At 44.1% G+C, this 14,023-nt stretch carries 10 protein-coding genes; 2 read left to right on the forward strand and 8 right to left on the reverse strand.

The window, feature by feature from the left end; genetic code table 11:
• Positions 1–65 precede the first annotated feature (65 nt).
• The 6 genes from ACYX4M_RS13300 to ACYX4M_RS13325 form a co-directional block, all read right to left on the reverse strand.
• Positions 66–3,245, reverse strand: coding sequence for an efflux RND transporter permease subunit (locus tag ACYX4M_RS13300; RefSeq protein ID WP_476080458.1), 3,180 nt, complete (start codon positions 3,243–3,245; stop codon positions 66–68).
• Between the two features lie 9 nt (positions 3,246–3,254).
• The gene (locus ACYX4M_RS13305; RefSeq protein ID WP_476080459.1) at positions 3,255–4,403 is read right to left on the reverse strand and encodes an efflux RND transporter periplasmic adaptor subunit; all 1,149 of its coding nucleotides are present in this window, start codon (positions 4,401–4,403) and stop codon (positions 3,255–3,257) included.
• A gap of 115 nt (positions 4,404–4,518) precedes the next feature.
• Positions 4,519–5,646 carry a sensor domain-containing diguanylate cyclase gene (locus ACYX4M_RS13310; RefSeq protein WP_476080460.1) on the reverse strand — a complete coding sequence of 376 codons (1,128 nt, stop codon included), beginning with the start codon at positions 5,644–5,646 and terminating at the stop codon, positions 4,519–4,521.
• 12 nt (positions 5,647–5,658) lie between these two features.
• The gene (locus tag ACYX4M_RS13315) at positions 5,659–6,258 is read right to left on the reverse strand and encodes a PqiC family protein (RefSeq protein ID WP_476080461.1); all 600 of its coding nucleotides are present in this window, start codon (positions 6,256–6,258) and stop codon (positions 5,659–5,661) included.
• A 221-nt stretch (positions 6,259–6,479) separates the two neighbouring features.
• Positions 6,480–8,132: an intermembrane transport protein PqiB gene (gene pqiB / locus ACYX4M_RS13320; RefSeq protein ID WP_476080462.1), complete on the reverse strand. Its 1,653-nt coding sequence runs from the start codon at positions 8,130–8,132 to the stop codon at positions 6,480–6,482.
• Positions 8,129–9,271, reverse strand: coding sequence for a paraquat-inducible protein A (locus ACYX4M_RS13325; RefSeq protein WP_476080463.1), 1,143 nt, complete (start codon positions 9,269–9,271; stop codon positions 8,129–8,131). The genes pqiB and ACYX4M_RS13325 overlap by 4 nt, the downstream gene beginning before the upstream one ends.
• Positions 9,272–9,579: 308 nt before the next feature.
• On the opposite strand from ACYX4M_RS13325, the gene ACYX4M_RS13330 reads away from it, so the two are divergent.
• Positions 9,580–10,458: a hypothetical protein gene (locus ACYX4M_RS13330; RefSeq protein ID WP_476080464.1), complete on the forward strand. Its 879-nt coding sequence runs from the start codon at positions 9,580–9,582 to the stop codon at positions 10,456–10,458.
• Positions 10,459–10,512: 54 nt separating this feature from the next.
• On the opposite strand, the gene asnS is transcribed toward ACYX4M_RS13330, so the two are convergent.
• On the reverse strand, positions 10,513–11,946 hold the full coding sequence (asnS, locus tag ACYX4M_RS13335; RefSeq protein ID WP_476080465.1) for an asparagine--tRNA ligase: 1,434 nt from the start codon (positions 11,944–11,946) through the stop codon (positions 10,513–10,515).
• Positions 11,947–12,291: 345 nt separating this feature from the next.
• Between asnS and ACYX4M_RS13340 the strand changes: the two genes are divergently transcribed.
• Positions 12,292–12,780, forward strand: coding sequence for a hypothetical protein (locus ACYX4M_RS13340; RefSeq protein ID WP_476080466.1), 489 nt, complete (start codon positions 12,292–12,294; stop codon positions 12,778–12,780).
• A 125-nt stretch (positions 12,781–12,905) separates the two neighbouring features.
• Here ACYX4M_RS13340 and ACYX4M_RS13345 read toward each other — a convergent pair whose 3' ends face one another.
• Positions 12,906–13,874, reverse strand: a complete 969-nt coding sequence (locus ACYX4M_RS13345) for a calcium/sodium antiporter (RefSeq protein WP_476080467.1) — start codon at positions 13,872–13,874, stop codon at positions 12,906–12,908.
• Between the last annotated feature and the right edge of the window lie 149 nt (positions 13,875–14,023).

Genomic DNA, 14,023 nt, shown 5'->3' on the forward strand with positions numbered 1-14,023 from the left:
ATTTTTAAAAGTTTAATGCGCTTATAAGGCGTACTTGAGAATGGCTACATTGAAAATGCCAGCCGCTATTCAGCCGAGCCCGAAGGGTCAGTCGTATATGCTTCATTCACACCGCTACTTACCACGCCGTTGCTTGACTTTTTGCGTGTAATCAAACTTTTAATGTACGAGAAAGGGCCTCGTAAATCGAGCAATATCAGGTACAAACAAGGTACTAAGATTAAAGTCACCAAAGTGGCATAAAGTACAGCAAAGCCAAGCGCTGCAGCCATGGGCACTACAAATGCTGCCTGCAGGCTGGTTTCAAACATGATTGGCAATACACCCACAAACGTTGTGATTGAGGTTAACGTAATTGCCCTGAATCGCGCGGTACCGGCCTCAGTGACTGCTTCTTTAACACTGTAGCCTTGTGCACGGCGCTGGTTCACGAAGTCAGTCATAACCAGCGAGTCGTTAATTACCACCCCGGCAGCTGCGATAAGGCCAAAGTTAGACATCATCGATAAATCTAGGCCTAATACAAAGTGGCCGAACACTGCACCTGTAAAGCTAAATGGAATAACCGACATGATGATAAGTGGCTGTCCATAACTTTTTAGCGGAACAGCTAAAAGGATATACACCATGATCATGGCCGCTAAGAAGAAGAGTATTTGCTCGTTTTGTTGCGCCTGCTGCTCTTCAATATCACCGCCAAGCTCTGTCATTACCGAAGGAAACGACTCTTTAAGTTGAGGGAGTAGCTTATCTTGAATTTCTGTGACGACCTCATTAGGTTCAACTTTTTCTTCATCAATGTTGCCCCAAACATAAACGCTGCGGTAACCACCTTCTCGACGAATGTAGCTAATACCGGGCTTTTCTTCTAACGCCACCACGTCACCAAGCATCACTTCTTGGCCGTTAGGCGTTTTGATTAAAGAGTACTTCAAGTCAGCAAAACGTTCGCGGGTAAGTTCAGGGTAGCGAACCATGACCCTAACTTCTTCACCGTTGCGGATAACACGCTGTGCTTCGCCGCCGTAAAAGCCCGCGCCAACCTGAGAGGCGATATTAGAAAGTGTAAGCCCTAGATCGTAGGCAACCGGAAGTAACGTCATTTGCACTTCTTTGCTCGGCGGGTCAATAGTTGAGCTTACGTCAAACAAGCCTTCTTGCTGCTGCAGCATTTCAATGAACTTAAGGCCAGCCGCGTTTAAGGTGTCAATGTCTGGGCCAAAAAGTAGATAACCGAACTCACCGTCGTCACCGTCACCGTTTACATCATCAACCACGGTAAAAGACTTCATACCGGTAATTTCTGGAATGGCTTCGCGCCAGCGTCGTGCAAGCTCAAAGGTGTCGATAGGGCGGTCTTCCTCATTAACCAGTGGTGTGAGTATGCGCCCTTCAGTTCTATCTTCGTTAAAAGCTAGACGATCGCGTATCATGCCCTGGCCAAATTCATCTATGATCTGCTCTTCAACGTCCAGAATCGTTTGTTCCACCACTTTAAGCGCATTAATAGTAGCCATATCAGAGACGTTTTCGTTCATCTCTATTTTTACGCTAGGGAAGTCGTGTGGCACTTTAGGATTTGGCACCATGCGTACATAGTTTGCGCCAATCAGGCCCATGCTTAGCATTAGCATAGCCACGAATATCATAAGTACTGCCCAGCGCCATTCAATCGCTTTTGTAACAGTACGCTTGTAAGGGCCATTTACGAACGCAAAGAATCCTCGGTTAAAGCGTGCACGCCAGCTGTCCTGTCGCACCGGAGAGAACTTGGTGTGGGCTAAATGCGCGGGTAAGATTAATTTTGACTCAATTAAACTAAACGCCAAACACAAAATAACTACTACAGCGATGTTATAGAAAAATGCACCTTCAGGGCCGCTGCTCAGTGTAAATGGAGCAAATACCGCGATAGTAGTTAATACTCCGAAGGTAGCAGGGGTTGCCACGCGTTTAGCGCCGCGAACCACGTTATCGACGCCGCCGCCCTTGCTTTCAATTTCGGTGTAGGCACTTTCTCCAATAACAATGGCGTCATCCACTACAATGCCCAGCACCATGATGAACGCAAAGAGCGAAAGAATATTAATGCTCACGCCGAAAACAGGCATCAGCATCATTGCACCTAAGAAACACACCGGTAAGCCGACCATAACCCATAGCGCCAAACGAAAGCGCAAGAAAAGGGTAAGCATAAACGCGACGAGTACAGACCCTTGAACAAGATTCGATAACATCATGTCTAGGCGTGCATTAAGGTAGTAGGTCATATCCACCAAAACTTCTAGACTGACGCCCTGAGGAAGGGTCTCATTTCTCTGGTCGATATAGGCTTTTACAGTTTCAGCTACAGGAATGGTGTTTTGGGTTTTAGTGGCTTTTACAGCAATGTAGATGGCGTTCATGCCGTTGTACTTAAAGTAACGTTCGCCCTCAACAAATCCATCATTGATATAGGCAACATCACCTAACGTTACTTTCGCGCCACCAGTGCCAATTTTAATGGGGATTTGTTTGAACTCGTCGCCGCTGTAGTATTGATTTTCAACGCGAACTGACACTATCCCTGAATTAGTTCTTAGCTGGCCGGCCGAAATATTTGCTGAATAACTATTAATAGCTTGGGTAACATCGGAAATGGTTAAATCGTATTTTCTTAGCGTATCGGGCTTAATTTCAATAGCAATTTCATCATCGGGTGTATTGGCTTCCACCAGAGAAATGGAGCCAAGCTGAAGTAGTTCATCTTCTATTTCTTTAGCCAGCACTTTTAGCTCTGATAAAGGCAAGTCGCCAACAATAGGCATTTCGATAACTTGCTGCTGAAACTCTACTTGCGAAACGTTGACAGGCTCCATACCCGCAGGAAAAGTAGCAATGCTGTCTACGCGAAGTTTGACCTTGTCTAGAACGTCAGTCAGTTCAGCTTTAGTATCAATTTCTAAGGTGACTGCACCGCCACCGCGAAATGCTCTGGATACGGTGCGCTTAATTTCAGTGATGTCTTTTACCGCTTCTTCAACTTTGATGAAGATACTTTCTTCAATCTCTTGTGGAGACGCGCCGGGGTAGTTGGCTTCAACAGTAATGTAATTAATTTCGATGTTAGGAAACATCTGGCGCTGAATAGTAAAATAGCTGGCAATACCCATGACAATAATGAAAAACATTAAAAGGTTGGCCGCTACAGAGTTTCTTGCAAACCAAGAAATAATGCCGCTTTGTGTATCGTTGTGATTTTCCATGACAGCTCCTTAGTTAGCTTGTGCTGTCACGATTTCAGCCGTAGTCTCAATAACTTTTACCGGCATGCCGTTTTGCGGGTATTCAGGAAGACTCATTACCACTTTCTTTGCATTAAAATCGCCTTGAATAAGAAAGTCGCCATTTTCTTCACGGACAACCTCAACTTTATGAGATTTCAATCGGTCTTCATCGTCAAGGGTCCACAGCATGCGATTGGTTACCAACTCCTGTGGTACACGGTATACGTCACTTAACGTTTTACCTTCAAAAGCGATCGTGCTGTACGAACCAAATTTAACGATAGGTTTAGATGAGTTAATTGCATAGGGGTCTTCAATGCGTGCCACGAAATAACTCATGCGCGTGGTGTTGTCTACAACGCCGGTATCTCGGTGGATGGTGCCTTTTACCGTAGCGCCCTGAATGTCATCGACTTCGATGGCAATTTCACTTCCTATTGTACTATCTGAAAGAAAAACGCGGTCGAACCCGGCAATAGGGAAAGTGACTTCGGCATACTCTATGTTATTAAGGACTGCGACAGGTGAACCCTGAGTCACATAGTCACCTGTGCTGATGTCTCTTGAGACAATAAGCGCATCGTATGGGGCTTTTACTTTACAGTTATCTAAATCGCGCTTTGCTATTTTTAGTTGAGCTTCTGCAGATTTAAGCGCTGCCTTTGCGCTCATTACTTGTGGTTTGCGAAGGTACAAATCGGTAACCCGTGCATTAGGCATTGTTTTCGCTTCCTTTGCCGCCACATCTGCTTGCGCTTCTTCTTGAATTAACTGAGCTTGTGCACTCGCTAAGTTTGCTTCTGCCAACAAAAGGGCCGCTTCATAGGCATCGGCTTCTATTTCAAGCAGGGTTTCGCCACGCCTGACTAAACCACCGCTTACAAACTTGGGGTTCCACCTCTCGACTTCACCCGATACTTGCGCAGCAAGATTTGTGGTTTCAAGAGGCATGATTTCGCCATAGGAAGTGAGTTGTACGCGCACGTCTTCTGGCGATAACGTTTCAATAGTGACGGTTGGGCGAGTATCAACTTCCTCTGTTATGGCGCTGTCAGAAGCAGACGCTTCGATTCCTTTCATTCCTAAATAACCTACCAGTAAGACACCAATAGGTAATGCAACTTTCATCCATTTCATGGCTTGATCTACTTTTATAACGAATACCAAGCATAGTGTAGCGCTAAAGTGTTTCAGGAATACAGCGCAAATGTAACTAAACGTGAGTCAATTTTGTGTAAAGGGAGATAGATCGTTAAAACGAAGTTTGCTGTTCGGAAAGAGGAGAAGGGGGGATGCTCGAGATACTACAAACTTGGTCCCTGCCATTATCCTTAGCGTAGTACAGCGCCTTGTCAGCACACCGTATAGCGCAGGAGATATCAGTACCCGGTGTCACCTCACTTACGCCAAAGCTGCTTGTTACGTGAAATTCACGGCCGTTAATATTAAGGGGAGCTTGATTTAATGTTTCTCTTATTTGCTCTAGTGCCTGCACAGCACCTGTTTCATCAGTGTCATTAAATATAAACATAAACTCTTCACCGCCCCACCGCGCGATTATGTCTTGCTTGCGAAGACGGGAGGTGAACACTTTAGATATTTGTACCAGTACTTCGTCACCTTGCTCGTGACCCAAGGTGTCATTAATACGTTTAAAACGGTCAATATCGGCAATAGCGATTGAAAACTTGCTCTTGTTGCGCACAACTCTGGCGTATTCTCGCTCCAGGCATTGTTGTGCACCGCGCCTGTTCAATAATTGAGTAAGGTGGTCATGTTTTGCCTGACGCTCAAATTGTTCGCTTAAGTACAGTGCAGTATCGTAACTTTTTTGGCGGCTATACTCGTAAAAAGCAGATAGAAAGGAGACTGTCATAAATGAATAGAGCAGCCTTGTTTTAAATGCGTAGGTGTATTGGGTAACCAGTATAGCCTCATCAAACCCGAACATGACGATTGCGCTCACTAAGGTGAACGCGATAAGTGAGAATAATCCGCGAATAAACCCAGCAAAAAACATGGTGACAGGGGGAACTAAATATATCCACAAAGGCCCTGTGTTATCTTTACCGCCCGTTATGAGTAGCAATAACGTGAGCACCATTAGGCAGAGGATTAATAAGGTTATGGAGGCCGTGCGCGCGCGTGGCGTTGCTACACGTACCTGCAATCGCTGAGATATGGCGAAAACGACGCTGGCGGTGAAAAGAGTTGTTGAAAGAGAATATTCAGCTGCGAAGAACGCTCTACAACCCAGAATAAACGTAATAGACATACCCACAGCGGCGAATAAGTTGACAACCATGATGCGTCTGTTAGTTTCGTCTTTGTAGTGGCGACTTACACCGCTAAAAACATATTGCTTTAAAATACTAAGCATAACTGTAAAGTGTTAAAGGGCCTGGTCAACATGTTGAGCCAGTTGAGTCATCGCGTTTCTCATAGCTTTAATACTTGATGAAAACCCGTCACTTTCTATTGTTGCGTTGAATTTGAAGGGATGAATAGAGGTACCGTTCGCTGTACTGCTAATTGTATACTGACCAGAGAATACGACGTCGCCCTCATAGGTACTAATAAAATCCTCAATGTGTAAAGATAAGTGGGTTGACTCTTCGCTAAGATATTGGTCCCCGCGATTAAGTGATATTTTTTTATCGGCCAATGCGCTTGTAAGCACTTTTGTTACGCCTTCTTCCACTGGCTCGGCCCATAAATGACGAGTTGAAATGTGCAAATTGGTGTCACTCGTTTGGTACACTAACCCTCTGTGCTTTAAATACTCCGGCAGGGTTATTTTATCTAAAGTAATGACTTTTTTGGCAGTGCTATGCATCAAGGGCATGCTATCGGTTGAGTGAAGCAAATAGTAATTAAGTGAGGTAGGTGAAGAGGTACACCCCTGTATTAACAGAAATGTAAGTACTAATACACTAACTTGTAACGCCTGTTTTCTTAAAAAAGCCAAGCCTGATGTAAACTGCATTATCATTCGATTTGAGTCCTTCATCCTTGAACGGCGGATGTACTGGTAATAATCTACACTGTATTCACAATCTTTCACATTAGACCATAGAGCAATTAAGCATTGGCATATTGTGAAAATTAGCAGATATGTAAAGTGTGTTTTTTAAGCACTTTTTATAGCATTTTATAGCATTTTCTATGCCAAGTAAGCTGTGTTAACTTTCAAACTTGAAAAAACGCATATCTCTAATTTCTAGCTTTAGGTTGAACATCCGCTTCGCTATCCTGTGAAAAAATTAAGCTATTAGGCGATTGATTCAGTTTCAATAGCAACGGTTGTATATTTCGCATTGTTTCTTGAAGGGCATCAACGGTTTCTTTTATCTCCGATTGATTAAACCCACCTTCGCTGTAGTTTTTGAGCAAGCCATCAAGACTCACAAGCACTTGATTTAGATTGCTGTTGAGCGCTTTGGCATCAATGTCTTCAATCAGAAGGTCAAAGTCACTGCTTGCGGTTTCAACTGACTCTGCCGCTAAACGCATATCCTCAACGGCAAGTTGAACATTTTCTACCATTTCCTTAAGCGGAAGCTGATTTATCTTATCTAAGATAGCGTCGGCTTTTTGTGTTAACTGCGTGAATTCGTTACTAACAGTAGGGATCACTTCATAGCTGTTTATTACTACTATCTCACTGTTACTGTCAGCATCTGGCACATGCTGTAAGTCAACATACAGACCACCCGTTAACACATTACCCATGCGAAGCGACGCACGAAGGTCTCTCTCTAGCCAGTTTCTTATCGTTTGCTTTATGGCGCTGAGTCCTTCTTCTGTATCGGGCTGTCGTGCTTTTCCAGGATAAATATTGATAAGAACAGGTATTGGGTAATCCCGCTCCAAAATATTGCCTTCAACGGCAGGAAAGGAGTTAATTGCAGTGACGTTACCAATTTCGATACCTCTGTACTCAACCGGTGCGCCAACGGTGAGCCCCCGTACACTTTCATCAATAAGTAACAAATATTCTGCGGCGACTTTGTAGCGTGCATCTGAGGCAGCTGTGCTGTCGCCATAAATAGTAAAGAAGGCATTGTCGAGGACTTGTTCACCCTTTGGAACGCCTTCGGGAATGCCAAAGGTGATGCCATTGGCCAAAAGGGTTTCTAAGCTGCCTGTTTCAACGCTAACACCGCTCGATTCCAATAATAATTTAACACCACTAACATCCCAAAAGCGCGTCGTGTTGGTAATGAGCTTGTGGTAGGGCGCTTCTATAAAAGCATCGTAATACACAACACGCTCTTCAATATTAAAGGTGGCATCTTCAAATTCGCCAACTTTAAACCCTTTATAGATAATAGGGTCGCCAGGCTTGTAGGCAAATTCGTCGTCACTTTTTAGCATAACATGTAGCCCGGGCGTGCCAGGAGGCGTAACAGGTGGCCGCTCAAGCGCGGTAAAATGAAGGCGCTCTTCACCTTTATCATGAGCCGACATCGCAATATAGCTGCCAGATAAAAGCGTGTTGAGCCCAGATACCTCTGAAAAGCTTATACGGGGAGCCACAACCCAAAACTTCGCATTTTCATTTAGCAGATGAGAAGCGCTAGCATCGATTCTTGCAGTAACAAGTACCCCGTCGAGATCAGGCTTTAACGTTATTTTTTTCACTTGGCCAATATCTAAGTCGCGCACCTTAATCGGAGTCTTATTGATTTCAATACCTGTTGCTGACTGAAGCTCTATGGTGATAAGCGGGCCTTGGTTTTTCCATTGGTAATAGACCATCCAGCCACCAATAACGATAACAAGAATTGGAATAATCCAAATGCGAGAGACCGATGAAGTGGGCTTAACTTTTGCCTCGTTAATGTTGGGATCGTTTGTGGTCATGGTAGTTGTTTCCACTGCTGCCAAATAAGCCTCGAATCAAATGTCATCGCGGCTATCATTGTTACAAATACTACGGCACAAAAGGCAAGTGCCGCTTGGCCCGGATAAATAGACATGGTGTTGCCCATTTGAATAAGAGACACCAGTACTGCCACAACAAAAACGTCTATCATCGACCAGCGGCCTATCGCTTCGGTGATGCGGTAATAACGTATACGTAATTGTTTTGAAGTGGTTTTCTCACGTTGTACGGAAAAATTGAGCCAAGCAAGAATAATTATTTTTGCAACAGGCACTACCACACTGGCAACTAAAATGATCAATGCAACAGGGTACGACCCCGATTCCCACAGCGAAATCACCCCGCCAATAATGGTGTTTGGTGTTTCTTGGCCAAAAAACTCAGTATACATAATTGGCAGTACATTAGCAGGAATATACAAAATACAAGCGGTTAATAACAGCGCCCAGGTTCGCTGAATACTTGCTTTTGCTTGTGTTTCGCAAAGTGGTTTAGGTTGCGGAGGTTGCCCTTGTGACATCCACATAGCGTAACGTGTGGTATCAAATTGTGATATACAAAGCGCAGTAAATGCTGAGAAGCCTACAAAGGCGTAGAAAGACAGGCCGATAGAAACATCGGCCAGCTCGGTAATTTTAATAAGACTGACCAAGGTACCCACAAGAAAAATTTCAGCCATGCTCCAAGGCAAAAGCGCCTTTACAAGCTTGTAAAGGCGAGGTAAGTAAAAAGGGCGACGGTTTTGAATTTGAGCTAAAGAAAGCAATAACAGGCCTGCCAATACCATTCCGGGAAGCAATAATGTTGCTAAGCTGGTTATTATCGCTAGTGATAAATAATCGTTTTCGATGAGTACGGTAATACCAGTGGGCAAATCAATACTGTGCTTTTGGCCGCTTGCTTTAAATGTTAGAAAGTTAAAAGGTAACGAAAGTAATAAAAATATCAGCGCACTGAAGGTATAAGCGAGCAACTTTTCGCTTGCGCCATCGCGATGAGATATTAGTGTGTGGTTACATACTGGGCACACGGCCCGTTGCCTGTATGCTAGGACGGGAATGTGTACCTTAGTATGGCATTGCTCACAAACTATAGATAACGTATTTGATTCAGCCATATACTTTTGCACGCCACTTTTTGTATGCTCGTTGTATGATAGATAGCAGCCTAGAGGTATAACCCGTTGATTTTTAGAATCAACAGCATAGCTTATTGCGGGCATGTCGGGAAGTATAGCCAGTCGTATTTAAGCGTATAACAACAATAATTGACGATTAAGTGATGGAAATAGCAAACGAAATTCGTAGTGTATATGGAAAAACTAAGAAGCAGGTAAGTCGTTTATTCCTGAAAAGGCGTGTTGGTTTTTTGCGTTTTTGGATGAGTATTACCTTTGCTCAGCGATGTTATTTTTTAGCAACCAGCATGCTTTTGTTGCAAATATTTCTGAACATAGAAAGTAGACTGTTTGAAGCAATAATGTTTGGTTTTGCACTTACGGGCATTGTTAGCGAGACATGGCCCAGGTTCATGACACTATGGAACAGCTTACCAGGTAAAGCTGTGATTCTGTTTGTATACGCAATCATCGCAAACTTTGCACTGGCCTCTGCAAGTGGGTTGGTGAATAGTATAACTGGCGTATCAGCAAACGCCTTGCCCTACAGTCACAATTTTGCGCTTATTCTTATGGTGCCAAGCTGGTTCTTTGTTACCACCATGTTAGGGCTCGTGGGTGGTATGCTTCTTATTATCTTCTATCTGTTTTTCTTACTGTTATTGAAGCCGTTTGGCGTTGCGCGGTTTTGGCATCCAAAACACTATCGGTTTGCTACCTCTACCACATTGGCAAGGCTAGCATGGACACTGGGCGTGGCGCTGCAGTTGGGAGTTTTAGCTGGGCAAGTTGGGCTACTCTCTGAATTTAGTAGTGAAAGTGCTAACCCTTTAATAAGCATAGAAAACGTAACGGAAAATGAGCTTGAAAATGGTGAAGCGCAACTTACTAAGGAACAAGCGGAAGATATTTCTGAGTTAGAAAAAGATTTAACCACGCTACTGACTAACGCAAAACAAAAGAGTGTTGATTACAAAAAGTCACAAAGACGCGCCTTAGCCTATTTCATTTATGAGTTTGAAGCCGACTCACTTTCACGCTGTGCTCATCCTGAGGGAACCCGCGTTATAGAGCTTAACGATTACGAAATTTTGCAGATTGAAAAGACAGATGAAGTGGAAGAGGGATTTATTTACACGGTTGAACCTTGTCGCTCTGCTGCAATTGGTATTTCAGTAAGTTCGTAAACTAGCGCTGAGGTAATAACGGTTCAAGAAGTAAAAAAGCCCGCATGTAGCAATCTACATGCGGGCTTTTAAATCTAGCGAACAACTGCTTAGAAGCTTAGCGTTACCCGGTGTACGTGGGAATGGGATAACGTCACGTACGTTTTGCATGCCGGTTACGTATGCTACAAGACGCTCGAACCCAAGACCGAAACCTGAGTGAGGTACGGTGCCGTAGCGGCGAAGGTCGCGGTACCACGCATAGTCTTCTTTCGATAGGCCCATTTCGTCAAGGCGTGCATCGAAAACGTCTAGGCGTTCTTCACGCTGTGAACCACCGATGATTTCACCGATACCTGGCGCAAGTACATCCATTGCTGCAACAGTCTTACCGTCATCGTTAATGCGCATGTAGAACGCTTTAATATCTTTCGGGTAGTTTTGCATGATAATTGGCGCACCAACGTGCTCTTCTGCAAGATAGCGCTCATGCTCAGAAGATAAATCGATACCCCATTCAACAGGGAATTCGAATTCTTTGCCGCAGTTTTGCAGAATTTCGATAGCGTCTGTGTAGTCCATGCGAACAAAGTCAGAGCTTACTAACTTTTCTAAACGCTCAATGGCGTCTTTCTTGATACGCTGAGCAAAGAACGCCATGTCGTCAGGCAGTTCTTCAAGCACGGCCTTACACACATATTTCAGCATGTCTTCAGCAAGCTGTGCTACATCTTTCAATTCAGCAAACGCCACTTCAGGCTCAATCATCCAAAACTCGGCAAGGTGGCGAGATGTGTTTGAGTTCTCTGCACGGAACGTAGGGCCGAAGGTGTACACCTTAGACATAGCTGTACAGTAAGTTTCAACGTTAAGCTGTCCTGATACCGTAAGGTAGGTTTCTTTACCGAAGAAATCTTCTGAGTAATCAACATTGCCTTCATCGTCTAGCGGAAGGTTCATCATATCAAGTGTTGATACGCGGAACATTTCGCCTGCACCTTCTGTATCGCTAGCCGTTAGAATTGGCGTAGAAATCCAATAATAGCCCTTTTCGTGGAAGAAGCGGTGAATAGCCTGAGACAAACAGTTACGTACACGGGTAACTGCGCCAATAACATTGGTGCGCGGACGCAGGTGTGCGTATTCACGAAGATACTCTATGCTGTGGCGCTTTGCCGCCATTGGGTAGGTATCAGGGTTTTCTACTAAACCTACAATTTCTACCTCGGTAGCGTCAATCTCTAGCGATTGACCTTGGCCTTGCGATTCTTTCACTGTACCGGTTACCGACAATGAACAACCAGCAGTAAGGCGCTGGATATCGGCATAATTTGACAGAGAATTTAGCGCAATAACTTGTACAGGATCGAAGCAACTACCATCGTGTAGTGCAATAAATGATAACCCCGCTTTAGAGTCGCGGCGTGTTCTTACCCAACCCTTAACGGTTACCGATTCGCCAACGGCGTACTTACCTTTAAGCACGTCAACTACGGGCGCATGCGTCATGTTAATTTCTCCGTCTTACTAATCTTATGTTGTTGCTCGAATACGCATCGAGTGTATCAACCCAGTGCATTAAACTATGTATGAAAAAATGCACTAAAATTTGCTATATGGTCAATGTTTTGGATTGCTGTGCCGATAAGTACTTAATGTCGGTGAAATGCATTTTGAAGTTACGGTTCACCTCTTTATGCCATTCATGTATCGCGATCTATAGAAATAAGTATAAATAACGTGATACACCGAACGGAATTCGCTTCAGCGTTGTAAAAATAACCAATGAAATACAATCCAATAGCACGCTAGTATACCCAACATAAAGCGGGATGCCAGAGAACAGAGTGACAAATGGGAAATAAAAATGATTCAGACACGTCGGTACCTGATCCGCAGCAAACGCATGAGGAATTGCCAAGTGCGTCACAGCCTCCTAAAAAGAGCGATATTGAAAGGCGCTCTATGACCTACGAGCAATTAGCTGAACGGCGCTCGACACCTCGGTCAAAAACACCTTTTTACAAAGTAATGCTTGGCCTCAATGTCTTCGGATGGGTGGGAATGGTGGTGGTTCTTATATTGTTTCACTACGCAAGGCCCGACTTCATAAGTGGCGTTCAGAAGTACTGGGGAATTGAAGGGGACTCATCTTGGTCTGAAAGTCACTTGTCTGCCATGACTATTATGCTGCAGGTATGCTTAATAGTGACTCTTGTTAGCATTGTGATGCGTGCAAGACGCAACCGTCGACGCACAGACTCTTTCGGTGTAAACCTTATAATCTTGTTTGCTATTGTGGCAATTAGTTTAATTACCCTTGCTACTACATTGGGCTTATAGCGCTGCTTAAATATGGAAAGTAAACGGTGGAGAGCTTGAAAAAGCCTGGCACTTTACGTCAGTAGAGCGACCAAGCTTTTTGTTTTCAGTTTTATTTTTTAATTACATGATTGAAGTTTCGCGGCTTATACAAACGCAGCCTGAACTAGCCAATAGGTATAGGAAGCGTAGGCAAGCACAAATGCGCCACCTTCCAGGCGATTAAGGCGGCCTTGACGTTTAATACCGATACAGAAAATGAAAAGGGCGACAGTAGAGACAAACATAACCATAGCGTCACGGTATAAGAACTCAGCCCCTACGGTCATAGGTTGTATCGTCCCTGCAATACCCACAACGGTTAGGGTATTAAACATGTTAGAGCCAATGACATTACCAATCGCTAAATCATGTTCGCCTTTTTTAACTGCCATTAATGATGAAGCGAGTTCAGGTAGTGATGTACCAATAGCTATCACGGTAAGGCCGATTATTGTATCGCTTACTCCGAAAAAGGTTGCATATTCCACCGCGCCCCATACCAGCATGCGAGAGCTTGCAACAAGTAACAATAAACCCGCTATTAACCACATAACGTGGGTTTTAACGGTGCCTTCGTTACTATTGATTTCTTCATCGTATTCATCGGCAAGGGCGTCTTTATCGCCTTTCATTGCGTGATAGATGCTCCATGAAATCAGCAGTACAAATAGTCCAAGTAAAGAAAATGCATCATCTTTGGAAACCGTTAAGTCCCATATCTGCCAAACAGCGAAAAAGGTGATACCCAGTAATACGGGTAATTCTTTTTTGATAATTTCAGATCTAACTGCGATAGGGCTAATGACAGCGGTCAAGCCCAAGATTAACAAAATGTTGGCGATGTTCGAGCCGTAGGCATTACCCAACGCAATGCCAGAGTTACCCTGAAACGCGGCGAATATAGAGACGATGATCTCAGGAGCGGACGTACCAAACCCAATAATAAGCATACCTATCAAGAGGGGAGAAACACCAAAATGGTTCGCGACTGATGCGGCACCGCCTACAAATTTCCCTGCACTCCAAAGCAGTACCGGTAAACCGATCAAAATAGCCAGACTGGCTAGTAACATACTTACTCCTTAAACCCTTCGTGTCTTGCGTGGTTACCTCAATGTATAGGCAAACCCAATAAATAAAAGTAGCTTCAACCTATTCAAATGCACATAAGTTTTTGTTGTCTTAACGATGAAAAAAAGCCGTGCTGATAATGCTATGCAAA

The organism is Alteromonas sp. ABV4_150 (genome assembly GCF_056311745.1).